At 44.4% G+C, this 19,526-nt stretch carries 16 protein-coding genes; 12 read left to right on the top strand and 4 right to left on the bottom strand.

Annotated elements, in window-relative coordinates; translation table 11 throughout:
- Positions 1-23 precede the first annotated feature (23 nt).
- Positions 24-1,271 (top strand): SGNH/GDSL hydrolase family protein, encoded by a 1,248-nt coding sequence (locus AB4493_RS19470; protein ID WP_372155636.1) that lies wholly within the window; start codon positions 24-26, stop codon positions 1,269-1,271.
- A 132-nt stretch (positions 1,272-1,403) separates the two neighbouring features.
- Here the strand turns inward: AB4493_RS19470 and AB4493_RS19465 are convergent, their stop codons facing one another.
- Complete coding sequence (locus AB4493_RS19465) at positions 1,404-2,735, bottom strand: DEAD/DEAH box helicase (RefSeq protein ID WP_048609810.1); 1,332 nt, start codon at positions 2,733-2,735, stop codon at positions 1,404-1,406.
- A 361-nt stretch (positions 2,736-3,096) separates the two neighbouring features.
- Between AB4493_RS19465 and AB4493_RS19460 the strand changes: the two genes are divergently transcribed.
- Complete coding sequence (locus tag AB4493_RS19460; RefSeq protein ID WP_017061882.1) at positions 3,097-3,363, top strand: Lpp/OprI family alanine-zipper lipoprotein; 267 nt, start codon at positions 3,097-3,099, stop codon at positions 3,361-3,363.
- Between the two features lie 157 nt (positions 3,364-3,520).
- Here AB4493_RS19460 and AB4493_RS19455 read toward each other — a convergent pair whose 3' ends face one another.
- The gene (locus AB4493_RS19455) at positions 3,521-4,495 is read right to left on the bottom strand and encodes a L,D-transpeptidase family protein (RefSeq protein WP_029235199.1); all 975 of its coding nucleotides are present in this window, start codon (positions 4,493-4,495) and stop codon (positions 3,521-3,523) included.
- A 346-nt stretch (positions 4,496-4,841) separates the two neighbouring features.
- Between AB4493_RS19455 and deoD the strand changes: the two genes are divergently transcribed.
- The 4 genes from deoD to AB4493_RS19435 all read left to right on the top strand — a co-directional run bounded on the left by deoD (position 4,842) and on the right by AB4493_RS19435 (position 10,340).
- Positions 4,842-5,552, top strand: coding sequence for a purine-nucleoside phosphorylase (gene deoD / locus AB4493_RS19450; RefSeq protein WP_017061880.1), 711 nt, complete (start codon positions 4,842-4,844; stop codon positions 5,550-5,552).
- A gap of 82 nt (positions 5,553-5,634) precedes the next feature.
- Positions 5,635-7,104 carry a lactate dehydrogenase gene (locus tag AB4493_RS19445; RefSeq protein WP_017064249.1) on the top strand — a complete coding sequence of 490 codons (1,470 nt, stop codon included), beginning with the start codon at positions 5,635-5,637 and terminating at the stop codon, positions 7,102-7,104.
- 186 nt (positions 7,105-7,290) lie between these two features.
- Positions 7,291-8,760 (top strand): hypothetical protein, encoded by a 1,470-nt coding sequence (locus AB4493_RS19440; protein ID WP_372155633.1) that lies wholly within the window; start codon positions 7,291-7,293, stop codon positions 8,758-8,760.
- Positions 8,760-10,340, top strand: a complete 1,581-nt coding sequence (locus AB4493_RS19435; RefSeq protein ID WP_372155632.1) for a diguanylate cyclase domain-containing protein — start codon at positions 8,760-8,762, stop codon at positions 10,338-10,340. Before AB4493_RS19440 ends, AB4493_RS19435 begins: the two co-directional genes overlap by 1 nt.
- 32 nt (positions 10,341-10,372) lie before the next feature.
- On the opposite strand, the gene AB4493_RS19430 is transcribed toward AB4493_RS19435, so the two are convergent.
- Complete coding sequence (locus AB4493_RS19430) at positions 10,373-11,275, bottom strand: DMT family transporter (protein WP_372131756.1); 903 nt, start codon at positions 11,273-11,275, stop codon at positions 10,373-10,375.
- A 250-nt stretch (positions 11,276-11,525) separates the two neighbouring features.
- Between AB4493_RS19430 and AB4493_RS19425 the strand changes: the two genes are divergently transcribed.
- From AB4493_RS19425 to AB4493_RS19400, 6 genes are all read left to right on the top strand, one after another.
- Positions 11,526-11,921 (top strand): DUF3302 domain-containing protein, encoded by a 396-nt coding sequence (locus tag AB4493_RS19425; protein WP_017061875.1) that lies wholly within the window; start codon positions 11,526-11,528, stop codon positions 11,919-11,921.
- Positions 11,921-13,051, top strand: a complete 1,131-nt coding sequence (locus tag AB4493_RS19420; RefSeq protein WP_372155631.1) for an HlyD family secretion protein — start codon at positions 11,921-11,923, stop codon at positions 13,049-13,051. The genes AB4493_RS19425 and AB4493_RS19420 overlap by 1 nt, the downstream gene beginning before the upstream one ends.
- Before the next feature lie 302 nt (positions 13,052-13,353).
- Positions 13,354-13,902, top strand: coding sequence for an ECF-type riboflavin transporter substrate-binding protein (locus AB4493_RS19415; RefSeq protein ID WP_017066579.1), 549 nt, complete (start codon positions 13,354-13,356; stop codon positions 13,900-13,902).
- A 6-nt stretch (positions 13,903-13,908) separates the two neighbouring features.
- Positions 13,909-15,603: an ABC transporter ATP-binding protein gene (locus AB4493_RS19410; protein WP_372155630.1), complete on the top strand. Its 1,695-nt coding sequence runs from the start codon at positions 13,909-13,911 to the stop codon at positions 15,601-15,603.
- Positions 15,600-16,439, top strand: a complete 840-nt coding sequence (locus tag AB4493_RS19405) for an energy-coupling factor transporter transmembrane protein EcfT (protein ID WP_017064241.1) — start codon at positions 15,600-15,602, stop codon at positions 16,437-16,439. Before AB4493_RS19410 ends, AB4493_RS19405 begins: the two co-directional genes overlap by 4 nt.
- A gap of 223 nt (positions 16,440-16,662) precedes the next feature.
- Entirely contained in the window at positions 16,663-17,127 is a 465-nt protein-coding gene (locus AB4493_RS19400) for a TetR/AcrR family transcriptional regulator (RefSeq protein ID WP_136973659.1), read from the top strand.
- A 98-nt stretch (positions 17,128-17,225) separates the two neighbouring features.
- Here the strand turns inward: AB4493_RS19400 and glgB are convergent, their stop codons facing one another.
- Positions 17,226-19,406, bottom strand: coding sequence for a 1,4-alpha-glucan branching protein GlgB (gene glgB, locus AB4493_RS19395; RefSeq protein WP_017064240.1), 2,181 nt, complete (start codon positions 19,404-19,406; stop codon positions 17,226-17,228).
- Between the last annotated feature and the right edge of the window lie 120 nt (positions 19,407-19,526).

Raw genomic sequence — 19,526 nt, 5'->3', positions numbered from 1 at the left:
TAAATATAAAAGAGAATACAGTGATGAAAAATACGGCTTTAATACTCACGTTAGCCCTGCCTTTTGGCGCTTATGCCGCTGAAGACTCAATACCAACACCTGAATCGATTACATCTGCACAAGTACTCAGTGCACAAGGCTCAGAGACCTATTCATATGTTAGATGTTGGTATCGAACCGATGCCTCTCATGACTCCCCAGCCACCGACTGGAAGTGGGCAAAGAAAGAGAATGGTGATTACTACACGATCAACGGATATTGGTGGTCTTCCGTTTCATTCAAAAACATGTTCTACAGCGATGCCCCGCAATCGGAAATTAAACAACGTTGCGAACAGACGCTCGACATCCAACATGACGCCGCTGACATCACCTACTTTGCCGCAGATAATCGCTTCTCTTACAACCACTCAATCTGGACCAACGACAACGCTTTTCAAGCCAGTAGCATCAATCGTATTGTCACCTTTGGTGATAGCCTGTCCGACACTGGTAATCTATTTAATGGCTCACAATGGGTTTTTCCGAACGCAGATTCGTGGTTTTTAGGGCACTTTTCGAATGGTTTAGTCTGGACGGAGTATTTAGCAAAAGCGAAAGATGTCCCTCTGTATAACTGGGCTGTGGGTGGCGCCGCAGGTACCAACCAATACGTGGCATTGACTGGTGTTTATGATCAAGTCACCTCTTATCTGACCTACATGAAAGTCGCCAAAAACTATCGTCCGGAAAACTCACTGTTTACTTTAGAGTTTGGCCTCAATGACTTCATGAATTACAACCGAGAAGTCGCCGATGTAAAGGCTGACTTTAGCAGCGCGCTGATCCGCTTAACAGAATCTGGTGCGAACAATATCCTGCTGTTCACCTTACCCGATGCAACCAAAGCCCCTCAATTCAAATACTCTACCGAACAAGAGATAATAAAAGTTCGTGGCAAGATCTTAGAATTCAACCAGTTCATCAAAGCTCAAGCCGAGTATTACCAAGGTATAGGGAAAAACGTGGTGTTGTTCGATGCAAGTGCGTTGTTCGCCAGCATTACCGATAACCCAGAACAACATGGCTTTCGAAACGCGAGTGATGCTTGTCTTAATATCAATCGAAGCTCAGCCGCGGACTATTTAAGAAGCCACAGCTTAACTAATGATTGTGCGACCTATGGTTCAGACAGTTATGTATTCTGGGGCGTGACGCACCCAACCACCGCCACACACAAATACATTGCCGACCATATCCTAGCTTTTTCATTCTCAACATTTGATTTCTAAAGCCTTTAGAGCAACTCCGTAACCTGAGGCAGCACCTCTTAGGCACAAAAGTCAGATACAAAAAAACCGCCTAATAATGGCGGTTTTTATTTATGTCAGTTTTACAAACAAACGCTTTTAGCTGGCTGTTGATTACTCGTCGTCAGTTTTTGGCGCAACTTTTTTCTTAGGGATAAACACGGTATCACCCACTGCCACATTCTGGTGGAAGCTCTTATCGCGCTTAACTGGTTTCTTCGGCGTTTTCTTCGCTTGAGTGTTGGTCTTCTTCTTAGCAGGACCGCCTTTAGCAAACGCAGGTTTACGTGGCTTAATGCCTTTGAATTTACCTTTTAGGCCTTCAAGTACAGAGAAGGTCAAATCTTGTTGAAGGTAAAGTTCAACACGCTTGAAGCTGTCCCAGTCTTTTGGACCAACCAAAGAAATCGCATCGCCTTTGTTACCCGCACGGCCAGTACGACCTACACGGTGCACGTACTCTTCCGTATGCTTAGGCATATCAAAGTTGATAACGTGGCTCACGTTTGGAATATCAATACCACGTGAAGCAACATCGGTAGTTACCAAGATCTTGTAAACCGCACGCTCGAACTGGCTCATAATAGCATTACGTTGCGTTTGGTTTAGGTTACCACTCAGTGCTACCGCTTTAAGCTTCTTCTCGTTCAACTTATCTGTTAAACGGTCAGTATCAGCGCGTGTTGCTGTGAAGATCATTACCTGACGGTATTCAGCTTCTTCCAGTACACGGTCTAAAATCGCTTCTTTGTGATCTAGGTGATCACATAAGTAGAATTTCTGTGTGATATCTAAGTGTTGCTCGTTAGAAACACCAACAGAGATACGCTTAGGTGCGTCTAGCATTTCATTTGCAATGCCATTTACTTCAGCGTGATCTAACGTTGCAGAGAACATCAACGTTTGACGACGACGGTGTTTAGCTGCATTGGCAATGCGACGAAGTTCTGGAGCGAAACCCAGATCAAGCATACGGTCCGCTTCATCAAGGATTAGCGTTTCAACACCATCTAGGAACAATGAACGATGTTCTAGGTGGTCAGCAAGACGGCCTGGAGTCGCAACGATAAAACGAGGGTACTTACGCAGTGCTTTAACTTGGTCGTTAAAGTTCTCACCACCTAAGATAAGAGCCGCTTCATAAGACAGACCACCAAGCATGCTACGCAGTTCGCCGTAAACTTGCTTCGCTAGCTCACGAGTAGGAGCCAAAATTACACCACGAGGATCTTTAGCAGAAAACGCTTTTGTTTTTAATGCTTTATGTATCATTGGCAACACAAACGCCAATGTTTTTCCTGATCCCGTTTTTGATGAAGCCAATAGATCCTTACCAGCAATAGCAACAGGGATCGCTTTTGATTGGATCTCTGTCGCCTTCTTGAAGTCGTAATGTTTTAAGTTCTTCAGTAAGCGGTTATCTAAGCCTAAATCTTTAAAGTGCAAAGGACTCTCCAGTCATGATGGTATTGAATAAAATTAATTTAACGTGACATGATACCGCGAAAGTACTTTATAAGGATAGAGATCACAGTAAATTTATCCCTTTATCTATCTTTAGCTAGAACAACGTATGCATTGCTAGCAAAGGGATAGCTCTCCAAAAACACCTTCAAGTCGTCTCTAAATCCTTCATCTCATAAATGAGACACAACGTGATACTTAGCTAATTACCTCAAAAATTTAGCAATTTCTTTAGTTATTGTTTTTGCAGTTAAAAAATTAGTCGCTACAATCATTAATGAAGCGACTATATGATAAAGAATGTATAGCGCATCTTTTGATGATAAATAAGCAAGGAGTTCTTATGAATAAGACGTTAATCGCAGCTGCAGCATCAGTTTTCATTTTAGCCGGTTGTTCTTCAGAACCAGAAGAAGCTGCAGTGTCAGAAATGGATCAACTAACTAACCAAGTGGCTCAACTTACAAGCGAAGTTGAAGCACTTAAGAGTGACAAAGCAGCCGCAGAAATGAAGGCTCAAGAAGCAGAAGCAGCCGCTATGGCAGCGAAAGAAGAAGCGGATCGTGCTAACGAACGCATCGACAACATCGCTGAGTCTTACACTAAGTAGTTTGAGATCTAATCGCGATTAAGCTGTAGATTAAATAAGTCGCAAAAAGCAGTATATAGACAGCACCACTTCTTATCGGATGTGGTGCTTTTTTTGGGTGACACTAATGCGAGTAAACAAGATAAAACCGCCCCTTGTTGCAGAAGAGGCAATCGAATTAAAACTCAATCACAGGTGGTGCTATCTCTACAGGTACGCCGTTTTGAGCAAAGATAACCGCTTTCGCCTTTGAATTTGGCAGTTCTGCGTCTTCAAGCCACCATTTTAGTTCCACAGGGATCTGTAATGATTTCTTTGAACCATCACTTCGAGTTAATGGCTCGTGCGCTTCTACAAACACACTTCTATCAGGCTCTAATGACACCTTAATCGGCTCATTGATAATGGTGACCTGTTCACCACGGTTCACTTGCTCAAACAGCCACTCAATGTCTTTAGGTTCCATTCGGATACAACCAGAGCTAACTCGTAAACCTATCCCGAAATCTTTGTTTGTACCATGGATCAAATAGTCGCCAGCGCCATAAGCAAGCCTCAAAGCGTACTCTCCCAATGGATTTTCCGGCCCGGCAGGAACCACTCTCGGTAATTCAATGCCCTTTTCAAGATACTCGTTGCGGATTGAATTTGGTGGCGTCCATGTTGGATTCGGTCTTTTTTGGCTTATCTTGGTGATCATCTCGGGAGTATCACGCCCCACTCGACCGATGCCGACAGGGAAAACATGCACCTGATTTTTCTCAGGCTCAAAGTAATACAACCTTAACTCAGCAAGATTGATGACAATCCCCTTTCTTGGGGTGTCAGGCAAAATCAAGCGGCTTGGAATGCTTAACACATAGCCTTCCGCGGGAAGAAAAGGATCCACCCCTTTGTTGGCTGCCATTAAAGAGAGAAAACCAATATCGTATTGCTTGGCAATGATGGCCAAGGTTTCGCCCGCCGCCACTTCATGCTGCTGGATTCTGCCCACAATGCGGCTTTCCGTTGGTGGCAATTCAAAGGTTGCAGCAGACACCCACGATGAAGCTATCCCGCTGGCAAGCAAAGTAGTTCTTACAACAAGCGACGCCGCCCTGTGGAGTCGTGTTTTCATTGACTGCAAAGGCGTCGAGTTAACGCAATACGACATACAAATCCTTGGTTTGTCTTTTATCAAAGTTTAGATTATCTCTGCTCAAACGTCTCTACAACGTATTGTTGTCTCGAAACTAATAGGCAACAAGTTTATATGTAAGCCTTTTCTTCTCATTCACTTGCAATTTACCCATACAAAATCGATTGCCTTTACGCTTTCAACATATTTGGTTATCAATATTAATAAAACTATAATGGCAGACCTATTTTGTGACTAAAGTCTCATGGAGCCACGTTCTAACTCGCTAATATTGCCTCAACAAAACGAATTCAATTCAACAGAATCGGTAATTGATTAAATCCTGTTCCTATAATTACCGTTTAAACTTTGGAGAACGACCATGGCTACACCTCATATTAATGCTCAAGCTGGTGATTTCGCAGAAACAGTACTTATGCCGGGCGACCCGCTTCGCGCAAAATACATTGCAGAAACATTCCTTGATGACGTGAAGCAAGTTTGTGACGTTCGCAACATGTTTGGCTACACAGGCACTTACAAAGGTAAGAAAGTTTCTGTAATGGGCCACGGTATGGGTATCCCATCATGCTGCATCTACGTACACGAGCTAATCGCTGAGTTCGGCGTGAAAAACGTTATTCGTGTAGGTAGCTGTGGCGCGGTACGTGACGACGTTAAACTAATGGACGTTGTTATCGGCATGGGTGCATCTACTGACTCAAAAGTAAACCGCATTCGTTTCAACAACCACGACTTCGCTGCTATCGCTGATTTCGGTCTTCTAGAAGAAGCAGTAAACCAAGCTCGTGCACAAGAAGTTCCAGTTAAAGTTGGTAACGTATTCTCTGCAGACCTTTTCTACACTCCAGAAGCTGACCTTTTCGAAAAAATGGAAAAGCTAGGCATCCTAGGTGTTGATATGGAAGCGGCTGGTATCTACGGCGTTGCTGCAGACCTTGGTGCTAAAGCACTAACTATCCTAACAGTATCTGACCACATCATCCGTGGTGAAAAACTAAGTTCTGAAGAGCGTCAAAAGTCTTTCAACGACATGATGAAAGTTGCTCTAGAGACAGCAATCAACATCTAACGATTTGATAAAAGATACATTGAAAAGCGTTACCCCGCAGCCAGGCTCGCTTGGCTGCTCAAATAATCCCGAGGGGGAGATCGTGTCTAACGACAAGCTGCCAAAAGATGCGGATGGTTTGCAACTCAACTTTTGTAAAACATTGGCGTGTGACAACTTTGGCTTGAGCGATGCAAAACGGTATGTTTTGCAACACGCGAACCCTAAGCGTCCAGCGATGGTTTGTCGTGAATGTGGAGCTTTCCCCCCCTTACTTAACAATCGTGAAGTGTTAAGCGAACTTCATCGCCTAAGACAACTTCACAGCGACGGGCTCCCTGCTTGTCGTAATGATGATTGCGATAACTTCGGCTTATCGGTTCATACCCATAAACATCTTTATCATGCCTTCGGCTACAGTGGCGACAGGCAGCGTTATCGATGCAAAGACTGCCAAACAACCTTCGTTGATAAATGGTCTGGATCCAATAAAAAACTCCAATTTCAAGAGAACCTCATGGGCTTACTGTTCATGGGCTATTCCGTACGTGAAATCTGCCGAAAATTAGAGATCAACCCAAAGACTTTCTATGATCATGTTGACCATATCGCGAGCCGTTGTCGTCGTAAATTAGCGATGATCGATGCACGATGGGTTAACCATGCGAAAGATTACGAGTTCGCATCTCACTACCAGCGTCTGCAACCACAAAGTAACAACGGTGTGGTGTGGATAGCGACGGGCGAGGCGCATTCTGGCTATATACTTTGCCAACACGTTAACTACTCTCAAAATGAAGAACCATCAGGAAACGTCGACCATAACCCTTATGATGATGTGGCACGATTTGTATCTAAAGAGCACTCTTCAGAAGCAAATCTCGAACTGCCTCAGCCCTCTGACAAACTAAAAGAGCGCATTGAACAGCAGTACCAAGTGATTCTTGCTAGAGGTAACGTAGAGGACCCTATGGGTAACCTCACCACATTTAGTTACCCTTCAAAAGGCGCTCTCATTCGACCGCCTTATACCTCTTATGCTCACTTCTTACATGTGTTGGATATGTGTAACGAAGACAAGCATGTCGCCATCTATATGCCACAAGATCCATTACTAAGATCTGCCGCTTTAAGTGTATGTTTGCCGCGCATTCAGAGTCAAAATATTGACCTCATGTATGTCGAAGAAGATTCAGGCTGGCAAGACGACCAAAGTTTTGAAAAGATCGACATCGTTCACATGAGTTGGTGGCGAGATCGCTGGGCTATTGCCAATCAGGGTGATAACCAGAAAGGTATCTGCTACCTAACCGGTAACAATCCAGAACCAAAACAGTGGTTTAACACAGCCTCAATTCAACAAACTAAGTTCTATCAACAGCGCTTTCAGTTGTTATTTGATAGCTTTATTAATGAGCCCAGACGTAAGCTTCGTCCTGGGGGCATTCTTCCATTGCTCGACATATTTAGAGCTTGGCACAATCTGTGCTACCAAGATAAGCAAGGGCTCACGGCAGCACAACGCTTAGGCGTAGCGGAGCTGCCATTAACTCTAAAGCAACTACTTTCATAGCAACAAAGCCTCTAGGTAATTATTCGGGAACTCATTGATTTTAAAGCGACAACATGAGGTAACACCCATAATTAGAAAAGATCGATGTTCCTTTGACGCTCTACGAAAGATAATTGGTGCTTATCTCAAATTACACTCTTATAATGATTGTGTTATCAATATGTTCGATAATCATGGATGTAAGTCTTGGACAAAAATCAGTACCTTCTTGAAACAGAATTAGAAAAACTCAAAACTCGAGTCGACTCTGAGCCATCGGTGATCCTAGAGATTGCCCAACAGTGCCTAGTCCGATCAGAGCAAGTTCTGTTTGAAGAGGGTGCCATCCAGTCATTAATGTTAATGGCAAGATGTAGCTGGAACCTGATGGATTACCAAAAAGGTTTAAAATACATCAAGGAAGCCTACAAGCGCCAAAGCCGATTAGATACCGACCTTTTTCTCCCTGAAATCCTCCATTTACACGCGCTCCAGTTCTGGGGACAAGCCAAGTACTATTCCGCCCAACAGTTCTGGATCAATGCTTTAGAGCAGTCCGCGTTGGTTGATGAAGTCGAAATTCAAATTGAATGCCTCATTGGCCTTGGCAATATTTGGCGGATGACCCACGAATATAAACTTGCACGTTCTACCCACCAGCTTGCCGTTAAAGTTGCTAACAACAGCCGCATTGGTTGGTTAGAGGGTAAAGCCAGAATACTGCTTGCGTGGGATTACTACCTGCTCAACAACTATGTTGAAATGCTGTCGGTATTGGACGGTGCAGAAGAAGCATTAAAAGACCATAAAGATAACACTTGGCACGCAGAGGTATGGGACTTTCGAGGCCTTGCCCTACTTGGTCTTGAACGCTTAGATGACGCGGAGCGCGCCACGGCCAAAGCGCACAATCTGGCAGTTGAACACAACCTAGTTTGGATGAAGGCGCACTCATACATCAGCCGAGCTCGATTGGAGCTCCTGAGAAAAAGACCAGAACAAGCGGCGGAATTACTGAGGCTCGCAGAACAATCCGCAAACGAGTTCGATAATGGCGAGTTGCTGAGCCAAATCTGTTACCAACAATCCTTGGTGGCGGAAGAAAACCAAGACTTCCAAGCCGCGCTCGTCGCCTTTAAAAAGTACCGTCAATATTCTATCGGCATGCTCAAAGAGCAAACGACACGTGTCGGTTTGGACAAAGCACGCAGTTCAAAACGCCAACTTGAACAGAGAGCACGAAAACTGATTAATCGTATTCGCGGTCAGCACGAGTACGATCCTGAAAAGCACCTCTCTTACGTTGTCTCTGAAACCTTTTGGTGGGAAAAGTTGGTGCTGTTCAAGACAGAGCTTAAACGTTCAAACCACAGCATCATTATGTTCCATCATGTCGATACTGATTACTTAGATGTCTGTACCGAGATTGCTCATGCTTTATGTAACCAGAATGACTTCATCGCAAGGCTAAGTTCTGAACGTGTGGCCCTTATGCTTTCCGAAAAAGGCGAAGCCGCAGAGCAAACATTCCAAACTCTCAGCACCATGCTTGATATCTATCCATGGCATAGAAAAGGACTAAAGGGTTCGAAACCGACCGTCAGCCTCAATGATATTTTGACGTTCCCGTTCACGCTTGAACAATTAGAAGAAGACTATGCTGAGGTAATAGAATAATGGAAACTCTATTAAGCAAGATCACAGACGCCGGTTTAGACCCTTCATCAGTATCAGGTGAAGAAGCGATCATCTTCTGGAACCACATTCGTCAGCACGTTTCGACGACGCAAACAGAGCAAGCACACTGCTATATCATTAGCTCTGAGTACCGTGCTGAGTTACAACAAAATCAAACCAGCATCGAAGAGTTAAGACGAGCACTCGATCTGCTCCACCTTCCTGCCGATATCGAAGACATACTGACAGTCAAAACCAGCCTAAGTGACCGCTTAGTTGAAATCGGTGATTACACGTCAGCACTCAATGAATTCGTCAGTTCGTCGACTATCGCGGTTGAACACGGCCATATCGATGAGTATGTATTAGCCATTTTAGGCATGGGCAACCTGTGTGACTCCTATGGCGATCACAACAGAGCACTTCGTTACTACCAAAAAATCAGCAGCATAGACCATGCGATAAGCAGTCGCTCACTTCGCCTCAAATTCAAGCTGCATATGGTAGCAAGCCTACTTCTACTCAATCGCATTACAGCAGCCAGCGATTTACTGAATGAGTGCGAAGAACTGAGTATTTTGGTCAGTGACAAGTTGCTCACAGCTCAAATACTGCTTTACCAAGCAAAGGTGCTGCGCGCTAAGAAAAAACACCATGAAGCGCTACGCTGTCTGTCTAAGGTTCAATACCCAGCCAACAGCACTCAAGCAAGCTGGCTTGCAACCATGACTCGTCTAGAGCTCTCACATTGCCTAAGTGCAACCGGCAAGCAAGACTACGCGAGCATGATTTTGTCGAGCACAGACAAACGCGTGAAAGCCTACTCGTCGCCAGTACTTGCAAAACGATTCTACGATTCGCTGAGTGATGTGTGTATGAATCAAGGGCGTTTTCAAGAAGCGCTAAGCTATGAGAAAAAAGGCTACCGAATTGAAACCGATCTGATGAAGCAGATCCCGATCAGTGAACTCGGTGCAAGCCAACTACGCCGCCTGTCCCGTTTTGAATTACAACTCAAACTCATTCTCTCTGAACAAGAAAACAAAGAGCTGAAAGAGACAACGGAACAACACAAGAATGCGGTTGCTCAGCTTCAACAAGACGTATTCACCGATCCATTGACAGGGTTACACAACCGTCGCTGGTTAGATGTGAAATTGAAAGACATGCTGTTGCACGATACCTCTTTCGCACTGATGGTTATTGATATTGACCACTTCAAGTCTATCAATGATGAACTGAGTCACTTAGTGGGCGATAAAGCGATTGTTAGTGTGTCTCAAGAGCTACGTTCATACTTTAAGTTTAGAGGCGCGTCATGTGTCAGATTTGGTGGAGAAGAGTTCCTCGTCATTCTAGAGAACACTGATCTTCCGAAGGCAGAAATGCACTCTGAAAATTATCGAGAGCGCATCTTCCAATTTGGATGGCATGAAATACTTGGGGAGCGTGGTTTGACCGTGAGTATTGGTATCACTTTGCATCGTGACGGAGAGAATACTCAACGCACCTTCTACCGTGCGGATAAAGCGCTATACCGAGCTAAAGCCAACGGCCGTAATCAAGTGTGTACAGAGTAGTGGCATATAGCTCTGTAGCTTAGGCCAACTGCTTATTGATAAAAGAACAGAGAAATACCAGCAAGGGCGGCAAGTGTGCCTATGATACTTTGCTTTGACACCTTCTCCCCTTTCAGCGCATAAATCACCAAAATAAAGACCGGGCTGGTCGCTATCAACGTTTGTGCAATCGCAGGGTTAGCATTCTTCAACGCCACTTGTTGAAGCCATAGAGCGAGAAACGTCCCGACAAAGATTGCTCCTAGTAACCACAGTTTATCGAGCTTGGTCATTTCCCATAAATCTCTTTTTATCGATGAATACGGCTTCTTTTCAACGAAAGGGATAATCAGCATCACAGCAAACACGCCAATCGTCAGGCGAATCAAAGCACCTAACAATGGTGGGATATCACCCGCCACTAACGCGTAATGAGAAATAACCACACCAGATGCCTGACAGACACTCGCCACAAGCCCATAACCAATGCCACCCCACTGCGCTTTGTTATTCGATTCACCGCTCGCCGATTTTGATGGCTGGAAGACAACGAAGGTCACCGCTAGTGTTGTAATCACGACACCGAGCCAACTTTGCACTGTCAATACAGCGCCCAGGAACATTAATGCCAGCACACCAGAAAGAGGCGGGGCTAAAGATTCCAGTAACAGCGTCTTATTGGCACCGATTCTTTTCAACGCCGCAAAATAGGCGCTATCTCCAATCGCAATGCCAATCACACCTGAAATTGCCAATATCAGAAAATGGTTGGTACTCAGTTCAAACTCCGGCATCGGAATAAGAGGCATCACCAGCAACATCATCCCTGACGCCACTATACCCTTAACAATGTTCAATTGCATCGCAGAGAAGCGATGACCAAACTGTCCATAAATCCATGTCGCACACGCCCACACAATCGCAGCACCAATAGCCGCCAATTCACCTATATACATCCGTGTTTATCCTTTGTGGTTGTGCACGTCATTTAGAATCGTAGCTGTCATCATTTCAGCTAAAATACCAACCAGAAAGCCGAAATAGCCTCTTCAAACGCGATGAGATTTTATAAGATTCGTCAATAGTTTTGCTCACATTAGAAGCGAACACTCATTATTTATAACTCAGCAAATCATTTTTATAACAATTACTTGGATGATAACGTACTATATTTATAACTAACATCTAACATTACAAGGATCTGTTATGTTTTTAGACTACTTTGCACTCGGCTTACTCATTTTCGTTGCTCTAGTCATCTTTTACGGCATCATCGTTATTCACGATATCCCTTATGAAATAGCCAAAGAACGTAATCATCCTCACCAAGACGCAATTCACGTCTCAGGCTGGGTTAGCCTATTCACTTTGCACACAATTTGGCCCTTTCTATGGATTTGGGCAACATTATGGCGGAAAGACCGAGGCTGGGGCTTCGAAAAACTCGAAGAAGAGCAGCACGATATTCATCACCGAGTGGATGTTTTAATCGATCAAGTTAGCACCCTTCAAGAAGAGATCGCACAGCTCAAACAAGCAAATACTAAACAAAGCAGCACAAAAAAAGAGTCAAACAACGTTCAAGATCAGGAGGCTAAGTAATGGATTTACTACTGATAATGACCTACGCGGCACTTTGTATCACTATTTTCAAAGTATTTAATATCCCACTAAACAAATGGACAGTGCCTACCGCAGTGCTCGGTGGTGTGGTCATCGTAGGAACATTGATCCTATTAATGAACTACAACCATCCTTTCACACAACTTGGCAACCAAGTTTACTCAACGACTCCAATTGTTTCAGGCGTTAGAGGTAAAGTCATTGAGGTTCCTGTTGAGGCGAATTCTCCTTTAAAGAAAGGAGACATCCTCTTTAAAATTGACCCTATCCCTTTTGAAGCAGAAGTCGCTAAGCTCGAAGCGAAAGTAAAAGAAGCAAGCCAAGGAGCACTTGGGCTTGAATCTCAAGTTGCTGAAGCTGAAGCTGCTAAAATCAAAGCGATTGCAGAAAGAGACAAAGCGCAACGCGAATTTTCTCGTTATAAGCGTGGCTTTGAAAGTGGTGCGTTTACCGAACAACAATTGGATACTCGTAGACAAGCTTATAAGGCATCGGAAGCAGCAGTAAAAGTAGCAGAAGCAAGTCAACAACAAGCTCAGATCGCTCTAAATTCTGAAATTGGTGGCGAGAACACCGCAGTGGCAGGATTACTTGCAGACTTACGTAAGGCTCAATTCAACCTTGACCAAACGGTCGTGAGAGCACCAACGGATGGATATGTTACACAACTAGCACTGCGTCCAGGCGTAATGGCTGTACCGCTACCTCTTGCTCCTGTCATGACATTTGTCCATACGGAAGAAAAATACTACATCGCAGCATTCAGACAAAACTCATTGCAACGACTGCATCCTGCTTTCGAAGCTGAATTTTTATTCAGAGCACTACCAGGCAAGATTTTCAAAGGACGCATTGATGAAATAATCCCAGCTATTGGTGAGAGTCAAATTCAAGCGCGCGGGACACTTATTGGTACCAATGCACTTCGTACTAATGGACGCGTATTTGCTAAAATGACCATCACTGATGACCTGTCTGACTACCATTTACCTATGGGTACCGCGGTTGAAGTTGCCGTTTATTCTGACAGCTTCACCCACGTTTCAATCATGCGCAAGGTCCTTATTCGCATGAAGAGTTGGCAAAACTATCTATACCTAGACCACTAAACGGTCAAAGGTACGTGACGAACCCGCTTAACACATTGTTAAGACGAATGAAAAAGTCAGACTCGCTCTGGCTTTTTTGTTGCTGGATTAACCGTAAAATTACGCTTTTTACACGATATTTAGGTGTTCAGATGGAATTTTAGACATCTAGACACTTACCTTCCCTTATGGAAGGGTTCTACTGTATAATGCGCGCCTTATTTTTTATATTTGCCCAAAAAACGTTCTCATTGAGACGCATATTAATAATGGCGAATATTTATTCTTTATTTTGCTTTATTTTTCAGAATTCGAGGTTATCTATGAACTTTTCAGCTAAAACAGTGGTCGTTATCGCCATTGGCGCGGCACTGTACGGCATTGGTGGTTTACCTATGTTTGGTGTCCCAGTGTTTGCTAACACGACATTGAAACCAGCAATGGCAGTTCTAGCACTGTTTTCTGTTTTGTTCGGCCCTATTGTTGGCTTCTTAGTTGGCTTTATCGGTCACTGGGTAACGGATCTGTTCGCAGGCTGGGGTGTGTGGTTAACTTGGGTTTTAGGCTCAGGTATCGTAGGCATGGTTATCGGCTTATTCCCGATGTTGACCAAGAACCGCCTTCAGCAAGGTGAGTTGCCTATGAAGGACTTCGCGCTGTTTGTGGTACTTGCCCTTGCCGGTAATGTGGTTGGTTACGGCTGCTCTGCATTCCTAGATACCATCCTTTATGCAGAACCGTTTACTAAAGTCTTCACTCAACTCTCTATCATTGCTGCGGGTAACACCGTTCTGATCGCTGTTGTTGGCTTACTGATCCTAAAATCAGTCGCTAAACGCAACAAACAAAGCCGTAACCTGACTGAGGCATAAGCGATAATGACTATAGCATTTTCGAACTTCTCTTTTAGATATGAGTCGCTGGATAAACCGACGCTAAAAAATATCAATCTAAGGATAGAGAAAGGAGAGAAAATCGTCATTATTGGACCAAGCGGTAGTGGTAAATCTACCCTAGGTCAATGCCTTAACGGTCTGATTCCTCATGCTATCAAAGGTGAGGTGACTGGCTCTCTAGAGATCAACGGTAAGAACATTTCTGATTTTTCTATGCACGACTATACCGAGCAGGTTGGCACAGTATTACAAGATACTGATAGCCAATTTGTCGGTTTGAGTATTGGCGAAGACATCGCATTCGCACTGGAAAATCAGTTAGTGTCGAACATTGATATGTACCCTCTGGTTAAGTCGACAGCAAAAATGGTCGACTTAGCAGATATGCTTGATCGCTCGCCACATGATTTATCCGGCGGCCAGAAACAACGCGTGTCATTAGCGGGCATCTTAGTTGATGACGTTGACATCCTGTTGTTTGATGAACCTTTGGCTAGCCTTGACCCGAAAACGGGTAAAGCGACTATCGAAATCATCGACCAACTTCATAAAGAAACCAACAAGACTATAGTCATCATCGAGCATCGCCTTGAAGATGTACTACATCGCGATATCGATCGAGTGATCTTGATGGAGCGCGGTGAAATTGTCGCGGACATGACACCCGATGAAATCTTAGCTTCTGAACTGCTTGAAACACACGGTATTCGTGAACCACTTTATTTATCTGCTCTGAAGGCAGCGAAAGCACCTTTGACCAGTCAAGATAAGCTATCAAACCTCAAAGCTCTCGATTACAAAAGATTCCGCCCTGCGGTTCAGGCTTGGTTTGCAGAGCGCCCGACTCCAGTTGCCGAGAAGCAGTACCAACCTTTGCTTGAGGTCCACGGCCTGACTTACTCTTACGATGGTGAAAAGAACGCTCTCGAAGATGTCAGCTTTAAGATTGGTAAGGGTGAGTTCGTTTCAATCTTAGGTAAAAACGGTTCAGGCAAATCTACCATCACTAAACTCATCATGGGTGTGATCGATGCCGATTCAGGCTCTTCCTATCTAAATGGTGAAGACCTATCTGAGCTTTCTATCTTTGAAAGAAGCCAGAAAGTCGGTGTCGTGATGCAGAACCCAAATCATATGATCTCTCATCATATGATTTTTGATGAAGTTGCATTCGGTCTGCGTAATCGTGGGGTTGCAGAGCAGGAAATCAAAGAGAAGGTGGAAAACGTTCTTGAGCTGTGTGGCTTGAGCAAGTTCCGCCACTGGCCAATCGAAGCGCTAAGCTACGGTCAGAAAAAACGCGTAACGATCGCTTCTATCTTAGTATTGGAGCCAGAGCTTCTGATCTTGGATGAACCAACAGCGGGTCAAGATTACCGCAACTACACCTCAATGCTGGCGTTTATCCAAAAGCTTAACCGCGAGTTAGGTATCACCGTCGTGATCATTTCACACGACATGCACCTTGTTCTAGAGTACACCACACGCTCAATTGTCATTGCTGACAGCAAGCTGATTGCCAATGCCGCGATGACGGAAGTATTCAGTCAGCCATCGCTGTTAGAACGCGCAAATCTTTGTACCACCAGCATTTATGAACTCGCGACTATGATGAAAATCGACGACACCAACGCATTCATGCAGTACTTCATCGACTACGAGAGAAGCGCTCAATGAACGTATCAAAAGTAAAATTCGGCATCAATTACATTGATACAAAATCACCGCTTCATGCACTTAACGGCATCACCAAATTTGCGCTCTTCTTAGCTTGGGTAACCGTGGTCTTAACTACGTTCGACCTAAGATTGATTGCACTGCTTATTGTGACTGGTTTATACCTGCTAAAGCTGACCAATGTGCCTGTACGCGTATATAAGCCTCTGTTATTGGGTACGGCGAGTGTATTGAGCCTAAATGCTTTGTTCATGTATCTGCTGGCTCCACAGCAAGGTACTGAGCTCATCGGCAGCAAAACCTTATTGCTGACATTGCCGGGTAACTACTCGTTGAGCCAAGAGACTCTGTTTTACTTGGTTACTGTGACGCTCAAATACATGAGCATGTTCCCGATAGCGTTGATTTTTGTCTTCACAACGCATCCGACTGAGTTTGCAGCTAGCCTCAACCGTATCGGTGTTCCTTACAAGATCGCCTATGCGGTCAGCTTAACACTGCGTTACTTGCCAGAAGTTAAGAAAGACTTCATCAATATCATGCATGCTCAACAGGCTCGTGGTGTAGAGCTCTCAAAGAAAGCGCCTCTAATTACTCGAATCAAAAATGTGGCTAAGGTTCTAGGCCCGCTCATTTTCTCTAGCTTGGACCGAGCAGACGAGATCTCTAACGCAATGACGTTACGAGGTTTTGGCCGACACAAAGCTCGCACTTGGTATAGCTATGCACCTTTGAAACGTATCGACTTTGTTTGTTTAGGTGTCATCGCTTTTATCGTGGTGTTAGCCATTGCGAAACGCATTCTAGAGCCGCAGTTATTTTGGTATCCGTTCTAGTCATCTGAATTAGCATAGATAAACAAAGACTTTAAATAACACACCGCTCAATAGGGCGGTGTTTTTGTTTATGCCAAAATCTGATTGATAATTGAACCAATGACACAATACTGACTATATTTAACGATAAATTGACCTGTTATTTACCCTTGGAGTTTGAGATTTAATTCATAAGCTCTTAATATACTCTTTTACAGAATGTTACAATCAATAGAGATTTGTAATGGCTCGAATTACTCAAGTACAGAAACTAGAAAATCAAAAAAACTACGATGAGATCGTACTAAACCTTTTTCTGGCTGAAGGACATGAAGCACTAACTTATGCAAGGATTGCTCAAGAGATTGGCATTAGTTTAACGACGCTTCAGGGCTATTATCCGTCGACCCGCGCTATTCGTTCAGTACTTCACGAACACATGCTATCGATCGTTATAGACAGTCTAGACTTTTCATCGGAAGCGCTTTTTATCCAATCTTGGCAAGCCGCTCTAGATAATGAGCAGTTTCGATACGTGATTAAATTGATGTTTTTCCATGCTTCGCAAATAAAGAACCCTGAGCAATTTAACCTCAGCTCGAACGGCGAATTTCGTGAAAAGATGTTGGACAGTTTAGGCAACGACTCAGTTCGAATCCTTGAAATGGTAGTCGGACGCTCAATGTTCTATCTCACCAACTTCAAGTAACGCTAACCAGCTTACTGAAATAGAAAAAGGGAACCCTAGGGTTCCCTTTTTTAGACTTTCAGAAAAGTGAGCAGCGATGACCTGCTCAACTTATAGACCTAATTTAGCTTGTAAAAAACGGTCGATAACGGCGGCAAACGCAGCTCAATCGATGTGTCTAGCCCTTCGCTCTCTACAGATTCAATCTCAGCAGTCTGCTTCACTTCAAAACCGCTGCCTGCATAGTCGACAGAGTCTGTATTCAACAACAATGCGTATTCACCTTTTGCAGGAACACCTAAGCGGAAATGCTCGTGAGGCACTGGCGTAAAGTTAGACACTATCAATACTCGCTCACCAGATTCACTGATGCGCTCGTGCGCAAGAATGCTCGCTTCAGCAGAGTCCTGTAGACGCCATTCAAAGCCTTTCGGATCAAAATCAAGATCGTGCATTGCAGCTTCAGAGCGGTACAGATTGTTCAGGTCTTTCGTTAAACGCTGAACACCTTGATGACGCTCGTAATCCAGCAAAAACCATTGCAGCTGGTCGTCATGGTTCCATTCAGCCGTCTGACCAAATTCTGCACCCATGAAGTTCAGCTTCTTACCTGGTTGCGCATACATGTAACCCATATAAGCACGTAGGTTTGCCGTTTGCTGCCATTCATCACCAGGCATCTTGTTGTGGATAGAACCTTTACCGTAAACCACCTCATCGTGAGACAGAGACAATACATAATTCTCACTGTGTGCGTAAACCAGTGGGAAGGTAATCGTATCGTGGTGATATTTACGGTTGATTGGGTCTTCTTGAATGTAAGACAAGCTGTCGTGCATCCAACCCATGTTCCACTTAAAGCCAAAGCCTAAGCCGCCCATAAAAGTCGGTGCTGAAACACCAGGGAAAGCCGTTGATTCTTCAGCAATCGTCATCGCATTCGGAAAGTGTTTATACACTTCTTCGTTCATCCACTTAAGGGTTGCGATAGCGTCGTAGTTTTCGTTGCCGCCATCCGCATTCGGGATCCATTGGTCATGGCTACGCGAATAGTCGAGGTACAACATCGAAGCAACCGCATCAACACGGATGCCATCAATGTGGAATTGCTCGAACCAGTACAGTGCATTAGAAACTAAGAAACGACGAACATGCTCTTTGCCTAAATCGTAAATGTACGAGTTCCAATCTTGATGCCAACCACGACGTGGATCTGGATCATGGAATAATGGCGTACCATCGAAGTTTGCTAGGCCGTGATCATCACTTGGGAAGTGAGCAGGAACCCAGTCCAGAACAACGCCAAGACCCGCTTGGTGACATTGATCGACGAAGTATTTGAAATCATCTGGAGAGCCAAAACGGCTAGTCGGTGCAAATAGACCTACAGGCTGATAGCCCCAAGAACCGTAGAATGGATGTTCTGAAACTGGCATTAGTTCAACGTGCGTGTAGCCAAGATCCGTTAGGTATGGGATCAGCTCTGCCGCAAGCTCGCGATAATTTAAGAATTCACCTTCAGCGTTACGCTTCCAAGAACCTGCATGCAATTCATAGAACGAAAGCGCTTCTTTGCGCTTTTGCGTTACCGGGCGATTTTGCCATTGAGTATCTTGCCACTGGTAACGAGCGTGATCGTAAGTTACAGATGAGAACGATGGGTATTGCTCAGAGTAGAAACCCCATGGGTCAGCTTTGTGTGGTAAGCCTTCGCCATTTGGTCCTTTTAATTCAAACTTGTATTGAGCGCCTTCTTCCAGTTCAGGAATGAATAAGCCCCACATACCGTAATCTAGGCGTTGCATTGGGTGGCGGCGACCATCCCAAGCGTTGAAGTTACCCACCAAGCTTACCGCAGTTGCATGCGGTGCGTACACCAAGAAACGCGTACCTGAAATCGTCTGTCCATCACGCTCTAGCGTAATAAACTGAGCCCCCATGTGATGATACATATCTTTCGGTGTATGAAGATCTTCATAACTCGCGTACAGATCGTGGTACTGGTAAGGATCATCGATGATCTGTTCTACGCCAGCCCAATCAACCGCAAGCTTATAGTGAGTAAAACGTAAGTCTCTCTCTTGCTTAAGAATGAAACCACTTTCACCCTCTCGCGCTAACTCAATACGAGGTTCCTTTCCAACAATCAACTCGACTTTATCTGCCCCAGGAATCCACACACGTAATGCACCTTGCTCAGAAGGTAGGTATGGCCCTAAAAACGCGAATGGGTCTGTGAAACAAGCCTGTGATAGTTGGGTATATATTTGTTTTTGCTTTGAAATCGAACTTAGTTCCAAAACGTTTCTCCCTAACCAAACATCCAAAAAACATAATACAAAAATGCCCGCTATTAGTGCGGGCAATATAACGACGGTTTATTCTACCAGATGAGCATTCATTATTGAGTGACCGAGGTT

Source organism: Vibrio sp. 10N.222.55.A1 (assembly GCF_041473835.1).
GTDB lineage: Bacteria > Pseudomonadota > Gammaproteobacteria > Enterobacterales > Vibrionaceae > Vibrio > Vibrio crassostreae_C.
Note: the sequence above shows the minus strand (reverse complement) of the source record. Positions and strands in the feature narration are given on the sequence as shown.